Source organism: uncultured Marinobacter sp., from assembly GCF_947488835.1.
GTDB lineage: Bacteria > Pseudomonadota > Gammaproteobacteria > Pseudomonadales > Oleiphilaceae > Marinobacter.
The window spans coordinates 139,222-160,724 of the sequence record NZ_CANLBK010000004.1; the positions used below are offsets into that span (position 1 = coordinate 139,222).

16 protein-coding genes are annotated in these 21,503 nt (G+C 57.1%); 14 read left to right on the forward strand and 2 right to left on the reverse strand.

Going from position 1 to position 21,503, the window contains the following annotated elements; all coding sequences use genetic code 11:
• Positions 1-14: 14 nt before the first annotated feature.
• The 14 genes from tagH (at position 15) to Q0824_RS14360 (ending at position 18,099) form a co-directional block, all read left to right on the forward strand.
• Positions 15-1,364, forward strand: a complete 1,350-nt coding sequence (tagH, locus tag Q0824_RS14295; protein ID WP_298452068.1) for a type VI secretion system-associated FHA domain protein TagH — start codon at positions 15-17, stop codon at positions 1,362-1,364.
• Positions 1,361-1,894 (forward strand): type VI secretion system lipoprotein TssJ, encoded by a 534-nt coding sequence (tssJ, locus tag Q0824_RS14300; protein WP_298452071.1) that lies wholly within the window; start codon positions 1,361-1,363, stop codon positions 1,892-1,894. The genes tagH and tssJ overlap by 4 nt, the downstream gene beginning before the upstream one ends.
• Complete coding sequence (gene tssK / locus Q0824_RS14305) at positions 1,894-3,228, forward strand: type VI secretion system baseplate subunit TssK (RefSeq protein WP_298452074.1); 1,335 nt, start codon at positions 1,894-1,896, stop codon at positions 3,226-3,228. Before tssJ ends, tssK begins: the two co-directional genes overlap by 1 nt.
• A gap of 3 nt (positions 3,229-3,231) precedes the next feature.
• Entirely contained in the window at positions 3,232-4,059 is an 828-nt protein-coding gene (gene icmH / locus Q0824_RS14310; RefSeq protein WP_298452077.1) for a type IVB secretion system protein IcmH/DotU, read from the forward strand.
• A 10-nt stretch (positions 4,060-4,069) separates the two neighbouring features.
• A complete protein-coding gene (gene tssH / locus Q0824_RS14315) occupies positions 4,070-6,736 on the forward strand; it encodes a type VI secretion system ATPase TssH (protein ID WP_298452079.1) in 2,667 nt (888 codons plus the stop codon).
• A 182-nt stretch (positions 6,737-6,918) separates the two neighbouring features.
• Complete coding sequence (locus Q0824_RS14320; RefSeq protein ID WP_298452647.1) at positions 6,919-8,490, forward strand: sigma 54-interacting transcriptional regulator; 1,572 nt, start codon at positions 6,919-6,921, stop codon at positions 8,488-8,490.
• The gene (gene vasI / locus Q0824_RS14325) at positions 8,487-9,200 is read left to right on the forward strand and encodes a type VI secretion system-associated protein VasI (RefSeq protein ID WP_298452081.1); all 714 of its coding nucleotides are present in this window, start codon (positions 8,487-8,489) and stop codon (positions 9,198-9,200) included. The genes Q0824_RS14320 and vasI overlap by 4 nt, the downstream gene beginning before the upstream one ends.
• Before the next feature lie 45 nt (positions 9,201-9,245).
• Positions 9,246-10,700, forward strand: coding sequence for a type VI secretion system protein TssA (tssA, locus tag Q0824_RS14330; RefSeq protein WP_298452084.1), 1,455 nt, complete (start codon positions 9,246-9,248; stop codon positions 10,698-10,700).
• 47 nt (positions 10,701-10,747) lie between these two features.
• Positions 10,748-14,338 (forward strand): type VI secretion system membrane subunit TssM, encoded by a 3,591-nt coding sequence (gene tssM, locus Q0824_RS14335; protein WP_298452087.1) that lies wholly within the window; start codon positions 10,748-10,750, stop codon positions 14,336-14,338.
• Between the two features lie 39 nt (positions 14,339-14,377).
• Positions 14,378-15,295, forward strand: a complete 918-nt coding sequence (locus tag Q0824_RS14340; RefSeq protein WP_298452090.1) for a DNA ligase — start codon at positions 14,378-14,380, stop codon at positions 15,293-15,295.
• Between the two features lie 149 nt (positions 15,296-15,444).
• Positions 15,445-15,768, forward strand: a complete 324-nt coding sequence (locus Q0824_RS14345) for a hypothetical protein (protein WP_298452093.1) — start codon at positions 15,445-15,447, stop codon at positions 15,766-15,768.
• Positions 15,768-16,280 (forward strand): hypothetical protein, encoded by a 513-nt coding sequence (locus Q0824_RS14350; protein ID WP_298452097.1) that lies wholly within the window; start codon positions 15,768-15,770, stop codon positions 16,278-16,280. Before Q0824_RS14345 ends, Q0824_RS14350 begins: the two co-directional genes overlap by 1 nt.
• Before the next feature lie 290 nt (positions 16,281-16,570).
• The gene (locus Q0824_RS14355; protein WP_298452100.1) at positions 16,571-17,149 is read left to right on the forward strand and encodes a porin family protein; all 579 of its coding nucleotides are present in this window, start codon (positions 16,571-16,573) and stop codon (positions 17,147-17,149) included.
• Positions 17,150-17,316: 167 nt separating this feature from the next.
• On the forward strand, positions 17,317-18,099 hold the full coding sequence (locus tag Q0824_RS14360) for an ATP-binding protein (RefSeq protein ID WP_298452103.1): 783 nt from the start codon (positions 17,317-17,319) through the stop codon (positions 18,097-18,099).
• A 9-nt stretch (positions 18,100-18,108) separates the two neighbouring features.
• Here the strand turns inward: Q0824_RS14360 and Q0824_RS14365 are convergent, their stop codons facing one another.
• Positions 18,109-19,416 (reverse strand): DUF3422 domain-containing protein, encoded by a 1,308-nt coding sequence (locus tag Q0824_RS14365; protein ID WP_298452106.1) that lies wholly within the window; start codon positions 19,414-19,416, stop codon positions 18,109-18,111.
• Positions 19,413-21,500 carry an ATP-binding protein gene (locus Q0824_RS14370; RefSeq protein WP_298452108.1) on the reverse strand — a complete coding sequence of 696 codons (2,088 nt, stop codon included), beginning with the start codon at positions 21,498-21,500 and terminating at the stop codon, positions 19,413-19,415. The genes Q0824_RS14365 and Q0824_RS14370 overlap by 4 nt, the downstream gene beginning before the upstream one ends.
• Positions 21,501-21,503 lie beyond the last annotated feature (3 nt).

The following is a 21,503-nucleotide window of genomic DNA, read 5'->3' on the forward strand; positions in this document are numbered from 1 at the left end:
AAAGGAACGCAATCATGGAAGAGCGGCAGGTAACCAGACTGAAGCTGACGGTCACCAACCCCGGCACAACACGAAGTGGGGCAGGCGTTGAGCACAACTTTGGCCCCAAGGGTGGTTCCATTGGCACCGCCGAAAGTGATACCTGGCAACTGTCGGCGCATCGCACCGGCGCGGTTGCTGGTCATGCGGAAATTCGTCTTTTCGACGGTGGTTACTGCCTTATTGATCGCAGTGGCCGCACCTACATTAACAGTGCCACTCAGCCGGTGGGGCGTGGCCGTCGGGCACGGTTGAATCAGGGCGACACGGTCAGTATTGGTCGCTACCGCATACGGGCAGAGCTAATAGCGGCGCCATCAGGTTCGTCCACCGAACAGGAACTGGCGCTCCGCGAGGCGGCGGAAGACAGGAAATTGGTGGATATAGCAGAAGGAGAGTTGGTACGTGGAGCTGAGCGCGATAGTGATATACAGGTAGTTGAGCCGATGGAAGGGCTGGCGCCAACAGCCGGTGATACGCCGAGCACTGACCCCATGCAGCGCTGGCAGAACGAGCCAGCTCACGTGAATCAGGAAGAGCGCACCTTGATGGCAAGCGAGCGCGCCTGGTTTGCAACTGAAACCGACGTGACAGATGAGTACCGGGAAAATCGCGACGTGGCGATGGGTCTTCCGGTAAGAAACGGAGAGAGAGACAGGATGTCAGAAACCCATAACGGCGCATCGGGCGAAGGTTCAGGTAGGAGGAGCCAGCCGCACAGCGATCAAAGCCGCAAACATATCAGTGCTACCCCTTTGATGCAGGGCATGGAGGCGGGGCTCGACTTTGCTGATAGTGATGGCATGCAGTTGTTCCTCGAAGAAGCCGGGCAGACCCTGAAAGCGACTATTGATGGCTTACTGGCCCTGCACCAGGGCGAAGACAGCCGGCATCAGGCGCTGCGCACACGGTTGCAGCCGATCGAAGATAATCCTTTGCGCCTTGGCGGGGACTACGAAGAAACCGTGCAAACCCTGTTTGCCAGCCAGCGCAGCCCGGTGCACTTGTCGGCGCCCGCGGCCGTGCAGGAAAGCCTGCAAAGCCTGAATCACCATCAGCAGGCCACCGGCGCGGCAATCAGTGAAGCACTGGAAGCCATTCTTTATGCGTTTTCACCAGAAGCCCTGCTGCGCCGTTTTCATGGCTACCGCCGCGGCTTGCAGAAGAATGAGGATGAAGGTCGCTGGGCATGGGATATGTACCAACACTATTACCGGGAATTGAATTCGAGTCGTCAGCAGGGTTTTGAGCGCCTGTTTCAGGAAGTGTTCGATCAGGCTTACGACCAGCATTTACGTCAACTACAAAGGGAGAATCTGTTGTGAAAACCTGCAAATGGACTTTGCTGGCGATTATGTTCGTGCTTGCGGGATGCAGCACACCCTATAACGCCGTAACCAAAACTGCGAAAGTACTCTGGGACCCCAGCATTCCTGTGGGCTACCCCGAGGATCTCCCCAGCCGGGTAGATCTGACCATGGTGGCTGAGCCGGGCGTGAACCCGAACGAGTCTCTGGCACCGACGCCGATCGCTTTTCAGATTATTGAGATGCGCGACAGCTCCTTGTTGATGGCCGGTGATTTCGACCAGCTTCTGAACAACCTGAAAGACTCCCTTGGCCGGAACTACATCGAGCATAGCGATTACACCTTGGTGCCTGGCCAGTTCAAGTTTATAGAACCGTTTGAAATCAGCAAAGACACCCGGTTTATCGGCGTAATTGCCTTCTACGCCTACCCGAACCTGTCCCAGTGGAAGAAGGTGGTCAGGGTGGATCCGGTCGGCGGTCGTTATCACCTTCTGGTGAATCTGCGCGACAGGGAAGTCAAACTCAAGCGGTCGGAAGAAACCTGATGGCGGTTACAAATAGGGTCGTCTGGAGTGATGGGCTGTTTATCAAACCCCAGCACTTTCAGCAGCAGCAGCGGTATCTGGAACACCAGATCAACGAGCGGTCTCTGGCGGTTTCTGACTACCTGTATGGATTCAGCGACCTGGAGCTGAACGCGGAATACTTGAGCTTCGGGCGCGTGGGTCTGGTGCGGGCCAGTGGCCTGTTTCCTGATGGTACCCGCTTCAACCTGCCCCAGGACGATGTGATGCCAGAGCCTCTGGAAATCACCGACGCATCAGTGGCGAATCAGGTGGTGTACCTGGCCCTGCCATTGGGCAACGATAGTCTGGCCGAAGTGGAGTGGCCAGATGCGCCTGCAGCCGGGCGATTCCGGGCCCAGAGCACAGAAATCCGCGATCTGCACTCCATTGATGGCGACGCCCACATCATCGACGTGGCCCGGGTAGCGCCGCGCCTGATGCTTGAACGGGATGACCGCAGTGCTTACGCGGCAGTGGCCATTGGCCGGATTCTGGAAAAGCGCCCGGATGGCAGCTTGGTGATGGATCCGAATTTTATACCGACCATGCTCAGTGTTCGGTCGGCGCCCAAATTGCAGCGATTTGTCGGCGAAATGGCGGGCTTGATGCGCGAGCGAGCGCGTAATATTGCGGAACGTGTTGGTGCGCCAGGTCAGGGCGGTGTTGCCGATGTGGCGGATTTCATGCTGCTCCAGATGCTCAACCGCGCTCACCCGAGGTTTATGCACCTGGCTCGTTTGCGCCAGTTGCACCCGGAGCGTCTGTACGAAGTTCTTTTGGAGCTCTGCGGCGAGTTGGTGACATTCACCGACGAAAGCCGGCTGCCGCGGGAATATCCGCCCTACGATCACGATCTTCCTGAAGACAGCTTTACGCCGCTGATGCAGGTATTGCGACAATCCCTGAGCACGGTGCTGGAGCCACGCGCTCTGGCCATCCAGCTGCAGCAGCGCCAGTACGGCCTGACGGTCGCGCCGGTTCAGGACGGCCAGTTGATCAGCGGTGCCGAGTTCATTCTGGCGGTGAAAGCGGACATGCCGTTGGACGATCTGCGCAAGCAGTTCACCCAGCAGTGCAAGGTAGCCTCCGTAGAGAAAATTCGCGATCTCATCAGCCTGCAACTGCCGGGTATTCCGCTGTCTGCTTTACCGGTAGCACCGCGCCAGCTGCCCTATCACGCAGGGTTTGTGTACTTCCGGCTGGACGATCAAAGTCAGGCCTGGCAGATGCTCCACAACGCCAGCGGTTTTGCCTTCCATGTGGCGGGCAGCTTCCCGGGCCTGGAAATGCAGTTCTGGGCAATCAGGAGCTAATTTATGACAAATGCACAGGTAATGGATTTACCCAATGGCAGCAGGCAGACCGGCGGCAGTGCATTCAGTGATCTGTTGTTTGCTGATGAGCAGCCGCAAAACGGCGCTTCCGGCAATGATTTTGGCAATGACCAGTTCCAGCTCCGAGGGTTGGAAGACAACCGCCTGACGGATGCTGCTACGCCTTTGCTTGGGCTGGTGATCCGCATTCGCCGGCTGGCGGATTATCGCGCTGTTGAAAGCCTCTACCAGCAGGTAGTGGATGAAGTGGCGGCCATAGACCGCGAGCTGATCGAGCAGGGCTATGAACGCCCCACCGTGGTGGCCTATCGCTACGTGCTTTGCGCCTTCATTGATGAAGCGGTGCTGGGTACGGACTGGGGTGCCCACAGTGTCTGGTCGCAGCATTCGTTGCTGTCGCGCTTCCACAACGAAACCTGGGGTGGTGAGAAGGTCTTCGCCATCCTTGCGCGCATGGAGCAGGAGCCGGCGCGCTACAAGGACATGCTCGGGTTTATCTACCTGTGCCTGTGCCTGGGTTTTGAAGGCCGGTACAAAGTCATGGAAAACGGCCGCGACGAATACGAACAGATTTTGAGAGGGCTTCATGAGCAGCTGCAATCGCTCCGGGAAAACTCTGACCCCGAGCCTCTGGCAGACGCGCAGATCAACGTAACACCGGCCCGCAACCGGCTGCGCAGTGGCCTGCCGATCTGGGTAATTGCCGGGCTGTTTGCTGCAGCCATGGCGGGAATATACAGCCTTTACAACATAGCGCTGGAAGAACGCATCAGGGATGTGCTCAGCGTATTGGAACAACTACCGAAATAAGGATATCACTGTGATTCGGGTAGAACTGCCGGCGCTTATCGGGCGCCTCAACGACATTTGCCGCAACGGCCTGGAAGCCTCTGCGGCGCTTTGTATCAGCCGCCAGGGCGCAGAAATTACCCCGGCCCATTTGCTGTTCAAGCTGCTGGAAACACCATTTTCTGACGTGCGCCAGATTCTGGAGCAAGCCGGCATTAACCATCAGGAATTTCAGCCCATAGTGGGCGAAAGCCTGAACGGCGAGCTGCAAACCGCAGAGCCGTATCCGTCGTTTTCGCCACTGCTGATCGATCTTCTGCAGGACGCCTGGCTGCTGGCTTCCACAGAGCTGGGGCATCGGAATTTGCGCTCTGGCGCCATCTTCCTGGCCTTGCTGATGAACGCTGACCGCTACCTGATGCCGCAGGTTAGCCAGCAACTCCGGGACATTAACCGGGAGCATCTGCGCCGCCAGTTCGACACTATGACCGCAGGCTCCACCGAGCGCCCGGAAATGGCACAGGGCGAAGCCGGTACGCCTCAGGTTGAAGCGGATATGGACCCGCTCAAGCGCTACGCCACCGATTTTACTGCGCAGGCCCGTGCCGGAAAGCTGGACCCGGTCGTGTGCCGCGATGCCGAAATCGACCAGATGATTGACATCCTTTGCCGCCGACGCAAGAACAACCCCATCGTAGTAGGCGATGCGGGCGTTGGTAAAAGTGCCATCGTGGAAGGCCTCGCGCTGCGCATTGTTAATGCCGAAGTGCCTGAGCGCCTGCAAAAGGTAGAGCTCTGGACTCTCGATATGGGCGCCCTGCAAGCAGGTGCTTCTGTAAAAGGCGAGTTCGAAAAGCGCCTCAAAGGCGTGATTGAAGCGGTGAAAGCCTCAACCACTCCCATCATCCTGTTCATCGACGAAGCCCACACCTTGATCGGCGCCGGCAACAGCGAAGGCGGCTCCGACGCAGCCAACCTGCTCAAGCCTGCTCTGGCTCGCGGCGAGCTGCGAACTATCGCGGCGACCACCTGGCGCGAATACAAAAAGTACTTCGAAAAGGATCCTGCACTCAGCCGCCGTTTCCAGCCGGTAGCACTGGACGAGCCCAGCCCGGCACAAGCCGTACACATTCTCCGCGGCCTGCGCACCGTGTATGAAAAAGCCCATCAGGTGCTCATCGCCGACAGCGCCTTGAAAGCCGCTTCTGAAATGTCCGCCCGCTACCTGGCTGGCCGACAGCTCCCGGACAAAGCCATCGACGTATTGGACACTGCCTGTGCCCGGGTCAGCCTCAACCTGAGTACGCCACCGCGCCAACTCAGCCACGTGCGCAGCGAACTGCACCAGCTCTCCATGGAACAGGAACTGCTGAACCGAGAGCATACCCTCGGCCAGAGCGTTGACGCCGCCCGGGAAGCGGAACTGGAACAGCGTATTGCTGAACTGAACCAGCAGTCCGCTGAGCTGGAAGAAAGCTGGAATACCCAGCGCGACATGGTCGCCCGCCTGGTAGAGATCCGCGAACAACTGCTCAACCCGGCGGGCGTTCAGGAAGCCATTGCAAAAAACGAAGCGGATACCGAAGCCGATACCGAAACCAGGCCCGAACAGGCTGGCCTGGAAGAACACCCCAGCCTGCAAAGCGAAGCCGCCGCCCTCGAACAGGAGCTGGCCGAACTGCAAGCTGATGAGCCCCTGGTGCATGCCCGGGTAGACGCCCGCCAGATTGCCGAAGTCATCGCCGACTGGACCGGCATCCCCGTCAACAGCATGACCACCGACGAGCTGGAAAAAATCACCCACTTGCCGGCGTACCTGCAGGCCCACATCAAAGGTCAGGACACCGCCATCGACTGCCTGCACCAGCACCTGCTAACCGCCCGCGCCGACCTCCGCCGCCCCGGGCGCCCCATGGGCGCCTTCCTGCTGGTGGGCCCCAGCGGCGTAGGCAAAACCGAAACCGTGGTACAACTGGCCGAACTCCTATACGGCGGCCGCCAGTTCCTCACCACCATCAACATGTCCGAATACCAGGAGAAACACACCGTCTCCCGCCTGATCGGCTCACCACCGGGCTACGTCGGTTTTGGCGAAGGCGGCATCCTAACCGAAGCCATCCGCCAGAAACCCTATTCCGTGGTATTGCTCGACGAAGTAGAAAAAGCCCACCCGGAAGTCCTCAACCTGTTCTACCAAGCTTTCGACAAAGGCGAACTGGCAGACGGCGAAGGCCGGTTGATCGACTGCAAAAACATCGTCTTCTTCCTCACCTCCAACCTCGGCTACCAGACCATCGTCAACCACGCCGAACACCCGGAGAACATCGAAGAAGCTCTCTACCCGGAACTAGCCGACTTCTTCAAACCCGCGTTGCTGGCCCGAATGGAAGTGGTGCCTTACCTGCCGCTGGGTGAAGAAACCCTCAACCGCATCGTCGGCGACAAACTCGAACGCCTGGCCCAGCAAATTCGCGACCGTTACCACACAGAAGTGGTGATGGAAGACGGCCTGGTAGAAGCGATCCGAAGCCGCGCAACAAGAAGCGAAAACGGCGCGCGCATGCTGGAATCGATTATTGAAGGTGAGCTGTTGCCGCCGATCTCGTTGGCGTTACTGGAGAAACTGGCGGCGAAAGAGCCGGTTAAACAGGTAACTCTGGGCGTTTCCGACAACAAGTTTTCAGGCACCGTGGCATAGGGCGACATCTATCTAGCGCAGCGTGGGGTCTGGCTTTCCAAAACCCTGCGAAGCCATGGATGGCGAAGCGGAGCCTACAGGGACGTATTCACGGCGAGTTTTGGAAAGCCAGACCCCACGATGTGCGATCAGGCGAGACCAATCCCGGACAACAGGATTAAAAGGGAAGAAAAATGGGACGGATGCAGATGGAACTGCACACCGGCATAGACCTGGCAGTCGCACTGACGCGCCAAACCACATTGCCGGATTTGCTGAAAACCGCCACAAAACAGCTGGAAAACGCATTCGGCTTAACCCGCTGCTGGGCACTCGAACTCGATCTCAGCGGGCGCACCCTCCATTGTAGCGACTTGGCTGAAACCGGTGAATTCGACTGTGGCGACTTCAGCCACCCCTTCGCCCACCTGCTGCAAACCGGCAAAGCCCGCGAACTCACTCGGGCCGCAAGCTACCGCCTCGATCACCCCGGCTTTCAGAGCCTCATCGAAGCCAGCAACCGCCCCAAATCCCTGTGGCTTGAACCCCTCAAAGACGACGACGGCCGAACCCTCGGCATACTCATACTCTGTCGGGATGAATCCGACTGGGATGGCATCACCGCCCAACCCCTTTATTGCGGCCTCCTGCATCTGCTAAAGCACCAGTGGATCGCCCAGCTGCAAAGCCGCGACCAGGTGTGGCAACGCCGCCTGCTCAAACGCTCTCTGGACAACCTGCACGATGCAGAAACCCTCCGCAAGCGCAGTGAAACCCTCGCGCAAACACTCGTGGGCTGCTCTGAATCCATGACCAACCTACGCGCCCAGATAGTTCGCGCCGCCAGCAGCCAGCTTTCAGTTCTGGTGCAGGGTGAAACCGGTTGCGGCAAAGACGTCGTGGCCAGAGGCATTCACGAGCTATCAGACCGCGCCGACGGCCCCATGGTAGTGGTTAACTGCGCCGCCATTCCGGACACCCTGTTGGAGAGCGAACTCTTCGGACACACCAAAGGCGCCTTCTCTGGCGCCGACCAAGCTAAAGAAGGGCTTTTGGCTCAAGCCAATGGCGGCACCCTGTTTCTGGACGAAATCGGCGACATGCCCATGGCGTTGCAATCCAAACTCTTGCGAGTGCTGGAAAGCCGCCAATTTCGTCCCCTTGGCGCGCAAACGGAACAGCACTCCGATTTCCGGCTGGTAGCGGCTACTCACCAGCCCCTACGCCAGAGTATTGAAGATGGTAACTTCCGCCGGGATCTGTTCTACCGCCTGAGCCAGTTCCCCCTGCAGATCACACCACTGCGCGAACGCCTGGATGACCTTGAAACACTCAGCCGCCACTTTATTCGCCTGTATACCGAGCGCGAAGGCGCTGGCCCCTTGGGCATCAGCAGCCACGCCCTGCGTACCCTCGCAACCTATGACTTTCCCGGTAATGCCCGTGAGCTTCGCAATATTATCGAGTTAGCGTGTCTGCAGACGCCTGCAGGAGACGACATTCAACCGGAAATACTCCGGCTCACCGATATGTTCCCAGATCTGGCAGGCCGGGAAACGCCTGGCTTGTTACCAAGCGTTTCCGATGAACACGTTGCCTCTGGCACGGAAGATATCCGGGACCTCAAAGCCGCCGCCCAGGCATTTGAAGCTGCGGTTATCCGTGATCGCTTGCACCAGTACGGCGGGAACCGCGCTCAAGCAGCGGAAAGCTTGGGCCTGCCCAAGCGCACGCTCGCCCACAAATGCTTGAAATATCAGGTTGCCGAATCATGAAGCGCCCGAACCCTCTGGATCGCCCAAACCTGCGCCCATTCACTCTTGGTGCTGTAGCACTGGGCTTACTTTGTTTCACCGCCGCGAGCCTGGCGGATGTAAATACGCAGGCCCAAGCTGGCTTGCTGGAAGAGGCTCGCAGGTGCACCGGCGAAGCCCAGAGGCTGGTGCGGCTGGCGTGTTTTGATGAGGTTTTTGGTACCCCGCTGGCAGAGACTGATGCGGCAACCGCGCCCCATGCTAGAGTGCGTCGCATGGTCGGTTCCCTGCGCTGGCAAGAGGCTTATGCGCAGCAGGGTACCGAGCCTTCTTCTGGCAGCCTTAGCTACCGCAATACCGGGCAGGCCGCTGGCCTATTGGTGACCGTGCCCGCACTGGGCGCAAAACCGCCCCGGCCTCTGCTTGCCCTCCAGTGCCACAACAACATTACCGAACTGACCTTGATGCTGCCGGAGCCGCTGGATGCAGAGCGTGTAAATCTGGGATTTGGCACCACAGGAAACGCCGGACAAAGTGCCTGGAGAGTGCGTGATAACGGCTACGTGCTTAGCATCGGGCGCGGCCTGCCAGCTATCCGGGCGGTTAAGGCGATAGAGCAGGAAACCGATATCCGCGTTTATTCCGAAAACAGCCGCATAGACGGCCTGCTCTTCGATCTGACCGGTTTTGCAAATGCCATTCGCCCGCTTCGTGAAAGCTGTGGCTGGTAGCCAGGTTGTGCAAGCACAAACGCAAGGACGCGAGGAACGAAGAACATGCAGGTAATAGAACAGCATCCCTACATTGAACAGGTCGTCACCCCGCTGGAAGGCGAGGCGCCCGCGGGACAAGGGCTGGGGGAGGACGCGGCGCTTGGGTTCCTTGAAGACGAAATCATGAAAATCGGCTCCCTTGCCCATACCGATATTGATTGGGGCAAGGTTGAGAGCGAATCCCTGAAAATACTCTCTGCTCGCAGTAAGGATCTTAAAGTTCTGGGTTATCTCCTGATTGCCTTGCAGCAAGGTGCTGATGGAGAGCGCTTTGCGCTTTCGTTGTATCTGCTCCAGCGCGTGCTGGAAAGCTGGTGGGATGACGGCTGGCCTTATCCGGGTGATAAGGGTAAGCGGGCACGGAAAATGATGTTCACGCAAATGCTCCAGCGGGCAGCCAAAGGTGTGGCAGGAAGCGCTTTTGATGCCAGCGTGGGCGATGGCCGACTTTTTTGCCTGGAGGTGCTGACAAAACTTGGGGCGCAAGCGCAACAGAAAGAGCTACCTGACGATGCGCTCGTAGATCTCAAGCGAGCTGTCGAAAAGTTACCCCAAGCACATGAAGTTAGTGGTCCATCGGGCGCGAGCGTAGAGGCGACGCCTGATCGCGCTACTACTGCAAGTAATAACGGCAAAGCGGGAGCAGCGCCTTCCGCAGCGCCAGCCAGCCCGGCCCTTGGCGCCCTGACGCTTGACCCGAGTAATGAACGGGCCACCCGCCAGAGTTTGCTGAAAGTGGCAGATTTACTGACCGGCACCGAACCCGAACGGCCACTGGGCTACCAGATTCGCCGGTACGCAATCTGGCAAAGCATTACTTCGGTGCCGCCAACCCGGGATGGCAAACGCTCTGACCTGGCCGCCGTGAGCGGGGATCGTGTTGCGGAATACCGTGAAACCCTGGAAAAAGCCCCCGATCAGGCGCTTTGGCAGCGCATAGAACAAAGCCTGTCGGTCAGCCCCTTTTGGCTCGAGGGCCACCGGCTCAGCGCCGGTGTGGCGATGGCCTTGGGGTGTGATGCCTGCGCTGAGGCTATTCGTACAGCCGTTAATGAATTCGTGGAAAGACTGCCGCAGCTGGCGGAACTGACGTTTAACGATGGCACGCCGTTTCTATCCCCCGAAGCCCAGGAGTGGCTTTGGTCTGCGCCTACTCATACTCAAGGGCGGTCTGGTGGCAGTGCCAGCCCTTGGGAGCAAGCTTATGACACAGCGCGGGAACTAGTTGCCCAGAAAGGACTGGCGCCGGCGATGCAGCTGCTTGAAGACGGACTTGCAGGCGCCCGCGAGCCACGGGAGCAGTTCTACTGGCGTTTGGCTTCGGCACGACTGATGAAGGAAAGCGGCTTGGTGAGCCTGGCCTCACGGCAGATTCAGGATCTGCAACAACAGGTAGCGGGCCTGGTTATTGAAGACTGGGAGCCCGCGCTCCTGAAACAACTTGAACGACTGGCCTGAGGGCGTAGTCGACATACTGACTAATTATTTACGGATTCACAGCAGGAATGGACACCATGTGGAGAAAAGCTTTACTCATCGGTCGCTGGCTAATGCCATACATTCGAAACGCGGCACCGGTCACCCTGGCCCTTGGCGTGATAGCACTATTGATAGCCACCTGGTGGCTCGGGCCGAAGTGGGAGGTGCGTGGTGAGTTCCCGCTGGCAGCCTGGCAGATGCGGTCGTTGGTTACCCTCGGTGTTGTGCTGCTGGTCGTGTTGATGTGGGGCACGGTGCTAGCCCGTCGACTAGGCAAGGTTAATGCCGCTAAAGCCGAGGAGGAGCAAGAGCAGGAAGATCCGATCCTACATATGGAACGCAGGCAACAGCGGTTGTTGGATCGCCAGCTTGCCGCCTTGAAGAACAACCTGCCGGGCCGCCGGGGTGTTTATCGTTTGCCCTGGTATTTGGTTATGGGCCTGGAAGGGGCGGGGAAAACCAGCCTCATTCAGCGTTCGGGGCAGACATACACCCTCACCAACGTTACCCGTAATAATCGGGCAGATCGCAATCCATTCGGATTCGACTGGTGGATTGGCGATAACGGCGTACTGATCGATCCCGATGGTGAGCTGTTGAGCCAGAACCAAAACCAGAGTGCAGCCGGGGAAATACAGCAGCGGCTTTGGACGCACTTTATCCAGTGGCTGGAGCGCAACCGCCCGCAACGCCCGCTCAACGGTGTGATTCTGGCGATTGATCTGGCGCAGTTGAGCACGGCAAGTGAGGGGCAGCGGGAAGCTCATGCTATTTTGCTGCGCACCCGTTTGCGGGAGCTGATGGAGCAGATAGGATCGCGCCTGCCGGTGTATGTCTCCTTTACGAAAATGGATTTACTCTATGGCTTTGGGCCCTTTGTTCGTACTCTCAGCAAGCAGGAGAAAGAGCAGGCTCTGGGGTTCACTTTCCGGCTGGAAGGTCAGTTGGATAACGATGAGTGGCTGAATGAGTTTGCCGAGCGTTACAGTGAGATGGTCGCGGGATTGAACATACGCTTGCCCGACGTACTAGCAAGCACCCGTGACTCTGAAGATCGCGCAGCGGCATATTCGTTTACCCGCCAGCTGGCTGGCATGAAGCCCGCGCTTGAAAGCTTCCTTACCAGCCTTTTGTCGGCCGATGCCTTCTCCACGCCCGCATTGGTGCGAGGTACCTACTTCACCTCGGTTGTGCAGGAAGGTGTTCCTGAAGATGCGTTTGTCTCAGCTGCCGCCAACCATTACCAGGTATCTGGCCCGATTCAACCAGCCCAGCGCACGGGCCAGTCTGCAAGCTTGTTCACCCAGTCGCTCTTCCCGGGGATTATCTATCCTGAGGCCGGGCTTGCCGGAGATAACCGGCGGATTGTGCGCAGTCGTCAGCGCAGGGTGGCGATCGCTGCTGTTGTTGCTGTGTGCGCTGGGGCGGGGATAACCGCAGGTTGGCAGCATTTTTTCATTAAGAATGCGGAAGCGGCTGCGTCGGTTGAAGCGCGGGTTAACGGATTCATCGATAACTGGCAACCCGTAGGCTTTGAGCCGGATACCACTGGCCGCAATCTGCTTGAACCCCTGGATCAGCTGCGCCAGGCAACACTGGCGTTTGGGGACCATCGTAAACAGTGGCCGCTCGTCAGCGAAATGGGTCTGTACCAAGGCCACAAGGTTGGCCCGGAAGTGGAAGCCTCTTACCTCGACATGCTGGCATACCAGTATTTGCCAGCGCTCATGTTCGGTGTAATGGGTGAGATGAGCCGTGCGCCAGACAACAGCCCGGAACGGCTTGAGCACCTGCGAGTGCTGCGAATGCTCTACGATGCCAGCGGCCGCCGGAGCGATATAGTCACCACCTACATGACCCAGTACTGGCAGAAAGCTTTCCCGGGCCGTCGGGATGTTCAGCAGAGACTGATGGCGCACCTGGACTATGCCATGACATACACAGATCTTGCTCAGCAGGCCCAGCACGGAGATGTAACGGCTGATATGGCTTTGGCGCCATTCAAAAGCAGCGTGCAGTGGTCGCAACACGAACTGGGACGCATGCCGACGCCTGATCGTGTGTACCGGGATCTGGAAGTTGAGGCTGGCCGCGAGTTCAGCCAGCCAAACGATTTGTCCCGCACATCCGGGCCCGCGTTCAGTAATGTTTTTGTGCGTGTGGACCAGTTTGGCGAGCCGGGTCAACCGTCGGAAGTAACACAGGATCCCTTGAGCATTCCTGCCTTGCTGACCCGGGACGGTCTCGAAAAATGGTTCCTTAGAAAGTCTGCCACGGTTACTGACCTGGCTTTGGTTGACGCTTGGGTACTGGGCCGCAGGGACAACGTGGACTTCAGCAAAGCTGATGAGGCAGAACTATTAGCCAGCTTGCAAAACCTCTATGCGGAACACTACGCCAACGCATGGCGCACGGCCTTGAGCCGGGTCGACATTCAACAGTTTGACGACCTCAACCACGGGGTACGGATACTGGAAAGCCTGACCAGCGGCCATCAGCCCATGGCGCAGTTCCTTGGACAAGTGCGCCGGAATACGCAGCTGATCCCTCCTGCAGAGGGAGATACTGCCGTGGCGCGTGAGCTGCTGGAGCAGTCGGCGCACTTCCGCATGTTGCAGAACATCGAACGCCAATTCACTGATCTGAACCAGGTCACCCGCAAGAACGGAGATCAGCCGAGTGGGCTGGAGCAAATCATGCTTGTGGTTAATGATCTGCACGAATACATGCGCAATATTCAGGAGGCGCCAGATAAGGGCAGGGCGGCACTCAATGCGGCTCGTGCCAGAATGGGATTACAGGGTGCAGACCCGATATTCACGCTGCAACGAATGGCGGGGCATCAGCCAGAACCACTGAACAGACTATTGAACCGGTTAGCCACGGAAAGCTGGCGTGTACTGCTCGACCAAGCCGTGGCGCAGCTGGAGCGGGAGTGGTATCGGGAGGTTTACCAGCCCTTCCAGCAAAATCTCGCCAGGCACTACCCATTTAATGCCAGTGCCGGTCGCGATGTGGCCTTGCAGGATTTTGAGCGGTTTTTTGCGCCAGGTGGCGTGCTGGATACCTTCTACAAGGACAACCTCAAACTGTTCCTGGAGGATCATCCGGAGCAGGTAGGGGATGCGCGCCGAGCCGGGCTGGTGCGCCGGGATGTACTGGCGTCTTTAGGCAATGCGGATAAAATCCGCAGCGCCTACTTCACACGCAGCGGCACGCTGGATGTGGAGTTTGCCCTCGAGCCCTTGAATCTGTCCTCCAACAAGCGCCGCAGTGTTGTGAACCTTGATGGCCAGCTGGTGGAGTTCAGTCACGGCCCGCGCCAGAGCATTCCACTGGTTTGGCCCAACACCCTGAGAGAAGCGGTTGAAAGCAGAATTACGCTGGTGCCAGTGCAGGTTAACCGTTCACCCCGCAGCATTTCGGAGAACGGCCCTTGGGCACTGTTCCGCTTGCTGGACAAGGCCGATATCACCGGCGTCAGCAGCAGTGCTGTGGATGTGCGTTTTCAGGTAGATGACGGCGAAATGCGTTACCGCCTGCATGCGGCAAGCAATATAAATCCGTTCACACAGCAGCTTTTATCGGGGTATCGGATACCGCGCAGCTTGTACTGATTCCCGGGCGTGTTTTAACGGGCAATGGAGGTGCCTATAATGAATTTGCGGGAGAAAGCGGGCTGGCAAGGGATGCAGGCCCGCCCAAAAGGGAGTATTTGCAGGCTTTTCCTGTGTACTTCAGTGCTGGCTCTGGTGGTGTTTGTAAGGGTCAGTGAGGCCAGCCCGCCTCCAGTGCCGCTTGCCACTACCTATCAGCAAGGGATTGCACTGGAGAATTACTGGATCAGCGAAAAGCTTGATGGTGTAAGAGCTTACTGGAATGGCCGGGAGTTCTTGTCTCGCAATGGTAACGTCTACAATGCGCCGGACTGGTTTATTGCAGGCTTCCCCAGTGTACCTCTGGACGGGGAGCTATGGATGGGGCGACAGCGCTTTGCAGAACTTTCCGGAGCCGTGCGCAAAGGTGTTCCGGTACCAGGTGAGTGGCGGGGCATCCAGTTTCATGTTTTTGACTTACCGGCCCCCGGGCCGTTTTATGAGCGATATGAACAGCTGGTAGCGCTAATCGGAAAAGCGGATACCCGTTACCTGGCGTTGGTAACGCAAACACCGGCCTCCACTCATGCTGCACTGATGGCGGACCTGGATAAGATCGTTGCGGAAGGCGGCGAGGGCTTGATGCTGAAGCGTCGCGATAGTCTTTATGAAGCAGGCCGCTCGGATGACCTCATGAAGGTAAAAACCTTCGCGGACGCCGAGGCGGTGGTGGTCGGGCATATACCCGGCAAAGGCCGCCTGCAGAATATGATGGGGGCCTTACAGGTGGAGCTACCGAGCGGTCGTCGCTTCCGCATTGGAACCGGGTTCAGCGATGAGCTGCGCACCCGGCCGCCCGCACCGGGAACGCGCATAACCTTCAAATACTACGGTTTCACTGCTACCGGCTTGCCACGTTTTGCGAGCTTTCTGCGCGTGCGTGACGATGAGCCAAAGGTCACAGGGCTTGAACCCTGACAAGCTGTCTTCTGCGAAGTCTGTGTACAGTTACGAATTCCCGACCCTGTGCTAGAGTAATTTGTGAGCAGTCTTGCGGGTTGAAGGGCAAATAGGCCTGATCCAGCCCGTCGTCGAATGAAATCATGAATCGAATCAGGAGACAGCCCATGGAAAAGCAAACAACCAAAGATGATTACGCCCGCGTGAAAGACGATCTTCAGGTACTGCGTGATGACATTGCATCCCTGACCAAAGCGTTTGCGGACAACCAGAAGACCAGTGCCAATAACCTGAAGGATGAAATCAGTCGTGAGGCGCAATCGGTGTTTGAAAACCTGCGCAAGCGGGGCGATGCAGCTCTTACTCGTGCAACAGAAGCGGGCTCACACACTGTAGAGAGCGTGGAGCACAAAATAGAGGAAAGGCCATTTCTCAGCATTATCCTTATGTTTCTGGCAGGAGTCATCGTGGGCAAAATGCTTGATCGCTGATGCTACCTGATTCCGCAAGTCTCCAGGCCATGCTACGCAAAGCCGTCGCAGCTGTTATCGGCATAGTGTTGGCACTGGTGCTACTCACTGCGCTGCTGGTGACCGGCTTTTACCTGCTGGTCAATGCAGCGACCCTGGCCCTGGCACCCCTGGTGGGTAAGCCGGGGGCCATGGCGATCACCGGGTTTGCATGCCTGTGTTTGCTTGCGCTATTTTTCTATCGCATGACACGCACGCCCAAAACCCGCAGCGGGTCGGAAAGCAACCAGTCTGGCCGTAGCTCAACTTCACCCATAGAGATACTGCGCTCGTTGATTGCTCGCAACCCTCTGGAGGCCGCAGCACTGGCTTTTGCCGTTGGCGTAGCCGAGCAGGGTGACCCGAGGCTGAAGAAACTGTTGCTCCAGGGCGGTATGGTTCTGATGCGTCAGTCTTCCGGTTCCGGCACCTCGGGAACCAGTAACTCTGGAGATACTGCCGCGCCTTCCGAAGATAACACTCCCACCGATTAATCCTCTGATCCGCGCAGACCGCCTCGAAACTTTCTTTCTTGACGACCTTTCACCTGTGCTTTTCGGCGACGAGCATGCATGGTTTTGTATTGGATAAGATATTGTTTTTCTGAGGTTTTTGGTTGGATTATTAAGAGAGTATGAAGAGATTTTAGTCTGGATGTAACCCAAATTGGCGATCAGGGGCGCTAGGGTAGTATCACGTGTTTCGGGGGCGATGCATCAATCGATGCAGTCACCCGAGGAACGCTTTGACGAATGGATTTCTTAACTAGCGAGGAAAAAGCATTATGAACTCTAAAGCTCGTATTGCCTGTGCCACGATTTTGTCTGCCAGTGTATTTGCTGCTCCGGTAGCTTTCGCCCAAGGCACCTCTGATCGTGACGCCTCCGGCCCATACATCAAAGGCAGTTATGGTGGATATAAATCCCACGGTGGTGACTTTGACGACTCCAACGATCTTTACGGCGCTGGTCTCGGTTATCAGTTCAACCAGTTTTTTGCTCTGGAAGCGGCTTACATAGACTTCGGCAACTTTGGCAAAGACGATGTTGAGGGCAAACTCAAAGGTGGCTCACTGGTAGCGATTGGTCGTCTGCCTGTGACAAACAGTTTTGGTGTGTACGCCAAGGCGGGTGCTTTCGCAGCAGCACTTGATGTGGACGCGTTCGATGAAAACGAGACCTATGATGAGGTAAGCCCCGTTGTAGGTGCAGGTGTCGATTTCCGCATCACGGAGCACCTGACCACATTCCTGGAGTACAACCGTTATAACGTGGATGTGGATGAAAACGACTTCAATGGTCAGTTGAACAACGACGGCCCCGACTTTGATACCGCTCAGGTCGGCCTTAAGTTCCAGTTCTGATATCTGTGGTATGCCCCCCAAAAAAGGTGCAGAGGCTTGGCTTCTGCACCTTTTTTCTTGTTTCCCCCTTAATAGCCTGTTTACAGCTCATACCGATATACTGATGCTGTGCTTCCCGGCGTGATCCGGAATGTAAAACGGTAAATAGCGGAACAGGAAAAGTGCTTATGTCTGATAACCAACCCTTCGACTGGTCATCAATACCCGCAGCGGTGTGGCGTCGCCATCGTGCAGGGTTGCGAGCGGTGCGGAGGCTGGACCCGATTCAGTGGGGTTCTCTGACGGGTATTGATCGTCAGCAACAGGCGCTTGCTCGCAATACAGAACGCTTCCTTGCCGGCGAGCCGTCCAACAACGTGTTGCTCTGGGGAGCGCGAGGTACGGGAAAATCATCGCTGATCAAGGCGTTGCTGAACCGATACCACGAGCAAGGCTTGAGAATCATTGAAGTGGACAAAGACGATCTGGTGAACCTGCCTGAAATTGTTGATGACATCTGCGATCTTCCATACCGCTTCATCATCTTCTGTGATGACCTGTCCTTTGACGTGGGCGAAACCGGTTACAAGGCCTTGAAAAGTGTGCTCGAAGGTTCGCTGGAGCTGCCGCCTGAAAACGTTCGCGTATATGCCACGTCGAATCGCCGCCATCTAATGCCGGAGTTCATGTCTGATAACCTCAAGGGCCATACACAGGATGGTGAAATTCACCCGGCTGAAGCGATAGAAGAGCAGGTTTCGCTTGCTGACCGTTTCGGCTTGCAGTTGTCCTTCTACGCGTTTCCCCAAGAAGTATATTTGCAGGCAGTGGATGCACTGTTCCCGAAAGTTGGGGATAGAGAGCAGTTGCACCGCGAAGCCATTCGCTTTGCCACCCAAAAAGGCGTGCGCAATGGCCGCACGGCGCAGCAGTTTTACCGCCAGTTTTCGGGTGATGAAAGCCTTGGCTGACGGCTGTTGTTATTGCCGTCTTGCCATGCGAATAAAGTGATGGTGAACAACCCGGATGGACAGATACACCAATGCAAGCGTGGCGGGAATGGCAATTCCCAGTGCCAGTGTTTTGTTGAAGATGATCCCCGCTTCGTAAACCGAGTCCAGAGCCAGTTTTAGTAAGCCAATCAGGTAGTAGGTAATCGCAACCACGGAAAAGCCTTCAACCGTGTGCTGCATCATCAGCTGGATTTTGGAGCGCCTGTCCATGGAGCTGAGCAGCTGCTGATTCTGGCTTTGGATAGCCAGCTCTACCCGAGTGCGCATCATGTCGGAGGTGCGGTCTACCCGGCGGGAAAGGTCCTCCAGCCGCACACTAACAGCTTCACAGGTTTTGACGGCAGGGGTCAGCCGGCGAGTCATGAACTCAGAGATGGTGAGATGGCCTGACACTTCGTCTTCTCGCAGTTCTTCAAGGCGTGTCAGCACCAGCTGATGATAGGCTTTGGTGGCGGAAAAACGGAAGGTGGAATGAGCACGAAAGGCTTCAATTTTGGCTGCAATGTGAGTCAGTTTGGCCAAAATGGTTTGCTCGTTCTGCGCTTCATTATCAGCCAGCGCCTGAGTGATGACAGCCAGTTGCTGGTCCATATCATTGAGGACCGGTGTGATTTCGCGAGCTACAGGCAATGCCAACAAAGACATCAAACGATAGGTTTCAATTTCCATCAGCCGCTGAACGAGCCGGCCTAGTTGACTGTCAGACATGCTGTAATTGAGCACCATGAAACGGCCGAAATTGTCGGAGTGCAGCTGAAAGGTTCCCAGTACCCGCGCAGCCCCTTCCTGTGGGCTGCTGCCTACCAGACGCATACCCTCAAAATGCCGGCGCAAGAACGCAGGTTCGTTGCGGGCATGTTCCACTGACGGGCTAACGTCAATATGAAGGGCGGCGACTACTATGCCTTCCAGCTGTTCGAGCCAGCCTTGAGGCAGCGCACTGATGCCGGTTTCCTCAAATGGCTCAACATCGGAAGGAGCGAGATTGGTAACGGTGTAGGCGGTAAATTCCAGATGCACTTCACGGCGAATGCGCAGCTGATCAAAGGTTTGCTCGTAGCAAGTAACTTCCGCCTCTGGCCAGGGCTGTCCCAGCATTCGGTGCAGGCTTTGCAGATGCTTAAATTGGCTTTTGCGCTGCTCTGACGTGGTCAAAACGGCGATATGGCTTACCCTCGCCTGTGCGGGTAATACTTGAAAAGGGCGCGAGTGCAGCTCCTGATACAGGTCAGGGCGCAGGGGGTGAAAATCCAGTGCGACGGTCTTGGCAGTCAAGAGTCTGTCCTTGGTTTATCCGTAAGCTTTGGAATGATAACGCGGAAGGACGCGCCGTCAATGCCATTTAAGTGCCGGTTTTTAGCGTCAACCCGACCACCAAAGAAGTCGGCAATCAAACGCACGATCAACAGCCCCTGGCCCAGATGCCCCTCGGTTTTGCCTTCGCGTTGGGATACAAATGCCTCGAAAATGTCCACGTCTGAACGAATTGGCAAGCGTGAACCTTCGTTAAAAACTTCGATCTGAACGTGTTCGGTGTGTTGGTCGAGACGTATTTCAATTCTGCCGTTTGCGGGTGTGAAGTCGCGGGCGTTGTCGACCAGCTTGTCCAGCATCTGTACCAGCAGTTCCGGGGAGCCGACGAGGTTGATACCGGATTCCGGTCCGGTGTAGATAAGGTGATGATGCGGATCCAGTGTCTGATAGGCCGCGCTTGCCTGGCTGACTACTTCTGCCAGATCGAAGGCTTCTTTATCGGCATGATCAAAGCTTTGTTCCAGCCTTGCGGCCTCGCTCATGCCATTGAGGATTTGCCGCAAACGTTCAGTACCTGCGGCCGCGCGCCCAATGTATTGCGAACGTTCTTCTTCAGTTTCGGCGTGAGAAAGGTTTTCCAGGGATGAGCGCACCACGGCCACCGGGGTTTTGAGTTCATGGGAAAGCCGCTTTGAAAAGCTTTCCAGATACCGGTTGTAGCCGTGCAGCCGGTCGGCCATTTGCGCGAAATGGTTCTGCAATTGGCCGAGCTCATCCTTGGCGCCTGAGCCCGGCAGGGTGCCGATAATCCGGCCATCCTGATCTATGGTGGCGCTGACTGCGCGCTGTAAGCTGGCAATGCGCCAGGACAGCCAGCTGGCATAGCCCAGCAAAACCAGTGTCAGACCAATGATTATCAGCGTGCTGCGGGCAATAACGGAACCCAGCGTGGAGCCCGCCAGGGTTAATAGCTGGTCCAGGGATTGCTCAAGTACCAGGGTCCGGCCCCCAAAGACGGGTTTGGTTGTCATCAGCCAAACATGGTCGTCTTCATGCCGCACAAGACCTTCTTCGGGAATGCTACTCACATCCAGCCGGTTGGTATGGGTAGAGAGACGTGCAGGAGAGGGTTGGTAAAACTGCACCAATGCCCTTAGGGCATTCAGGCTGATGTGCTCCACAATTTGCAGCGGGCTGAGTTCATCAAACTCCGGGGGTGCCTGGCGGGAGGGTGTTGCCTGCTGGGCGATCACCCAGCCTGCCGGTTCGATCAGCCGCGCCATTTGTCCTTTGCTCATTCCGGGAATCAGTTGCCGCTCAAGTTCGGATTGGCGTTCCACCAGAACCGGCAGTGGGTCGGTCGACGTTCCGGCTTGCGCGAACCCTGAACTGTCCTGCCATTGCGCTGAAAAGCCGAAGCGGCTGCCCTGTGGCGGTTTGGGTAATTTCAGTTCCAGCTGCCAGCCTTTGCCTACACTGTTCCAATGCCCGCTCACCCGGTAGTCGGGGTTGTTGTTACTTCCTCTGTTTGTTGTACCAATTGTCGTCGCATACACCGTGCCCGGTGGTGAGGCGCGCATGAGCCAGGAGGTGGTTTGGGCATCGGGATTGAGCGTCTTGCTGTCTGCGGGTTTGAGCCATAATACGAGCTGGTCGTGGGGCTGATCGGGGGATCCGGGATTGAAGAATTCGGGCTGGCGGTTGCTAAGACGTATCAGCAGGTACAGGTGGCGTTGATCGGTTGCGGCTTGCCAGTGCAGGGTGGGCTTGTCAGAGCTTACGGCGGGTTGTTTTGAATAGCCAGAGGGCTGCCAAAGCAGGGATTGCTCGCCCTCATCGTAACCGGGCCAGTCATGGCCGTAGCCGTCGAGATTGATCGGGCTGGTGAGGCTTTCCATGTAAATGGCGGGTGTTTGGGGCGCAACGGTGGGAAGCCCCAAACTGAGATCGCCTGCTGTGTTCGCCAGTCGATCAGCTTGGTCTTGCAGCTGCTGCAGCGCCTGTTGGCGAAGTGCCTGATCCAACTCCAGCACGAACTGCAAGCCTGCCCAGGGGATGAGCAGCATCAGCAGGCTGGCAATAAAGAGCTGGCGTTTGAGGGTCACGGT

Excerpts from the sequence above, each read along its gene's own strand:
- tagH (WP_298452068.1), top strand. The coding sequence starts at position 15 with ATGGAAGAGCGGCAGGTAACCAGACTGAAGCTGACGGTCACCAACCCC.
- tssK (WP_298452074.1), top strand. The coding sequence starts at position 1,894 with ATGGCGGTTACAAATAGGGTCGTCTGGAGTGATGGGCTGTTTATCAAA.
- icmH (WP_298452077.1), top strand. The coding sequence starts at position 3,232 with ATGACAAATGCACAGGTAATGGATTTACCCAATGGCAGCAGGCAGACC.
- Q0824_RS14320 (WP_298452647.1), top strand. The coding sequence starts at position 6,919 with ATGCAGATGGAACTGCACACCGGCATAGACCTGGCAGTCGCACTGACG.
- vasI (WP_298452081.1), top strand. The coding sequence starts at position 8,487 with ATGAAGCGCCCGAACCCTCTGGATCGCCCAAACCTGCGCCCATTCACT.
- tssA (WP_298452084.1), top strand. The coding sequence starts at position 9,246 with ATGCAGGTAATAGAACAGCATCCCTACATTGAACAGGTCGTCACCCCG.
- tssM (WP_298452087.1), top strand. The coding sequence starts at position 10,748 with ATGGACACCATGTGGAGAAAAGCTTTACTCATCGGTCGCTGGCTAATG.
- Q0824_RS14340 (WP_298452090.1), top strand. The coding sequence starts at position 14,378 with ATGAATTTGCGGGAGAAAGCGGGCTGGCAAGGGATGCAGGCCCGCCCA.
- Q0824_RS14345 (WP_298452093.1), top strand. The coding sequence starts at position 15,445 with ATGGAAAAGCAAACAACCAAAGATGATTACGCCCGCGTGAAAGACGAT.
- Q0824_RS14350 (WP_298452097.1), top strand. The coding sequence starts at position 15,768 with ATGCTACCTGATTCCGCAAGTCTCCAGGCCATGCTACGCAAAGCCGTC.
- Q0824_RS14355 (WP_298452100.1), top strand. The coding sequence starts at position 16,571 with ATGAACTCTAAAGCTCGTATTGCCTGTGCCACGATTTTGTCTGCCAGT.
- Q0824_RS14360 (WP_298452103.1), top strand. The coding sequence starts at position 17,317 with ATGTCTGATAACCAACCCTTCGACTGGTCATCAATACCCGCAGCGGTG.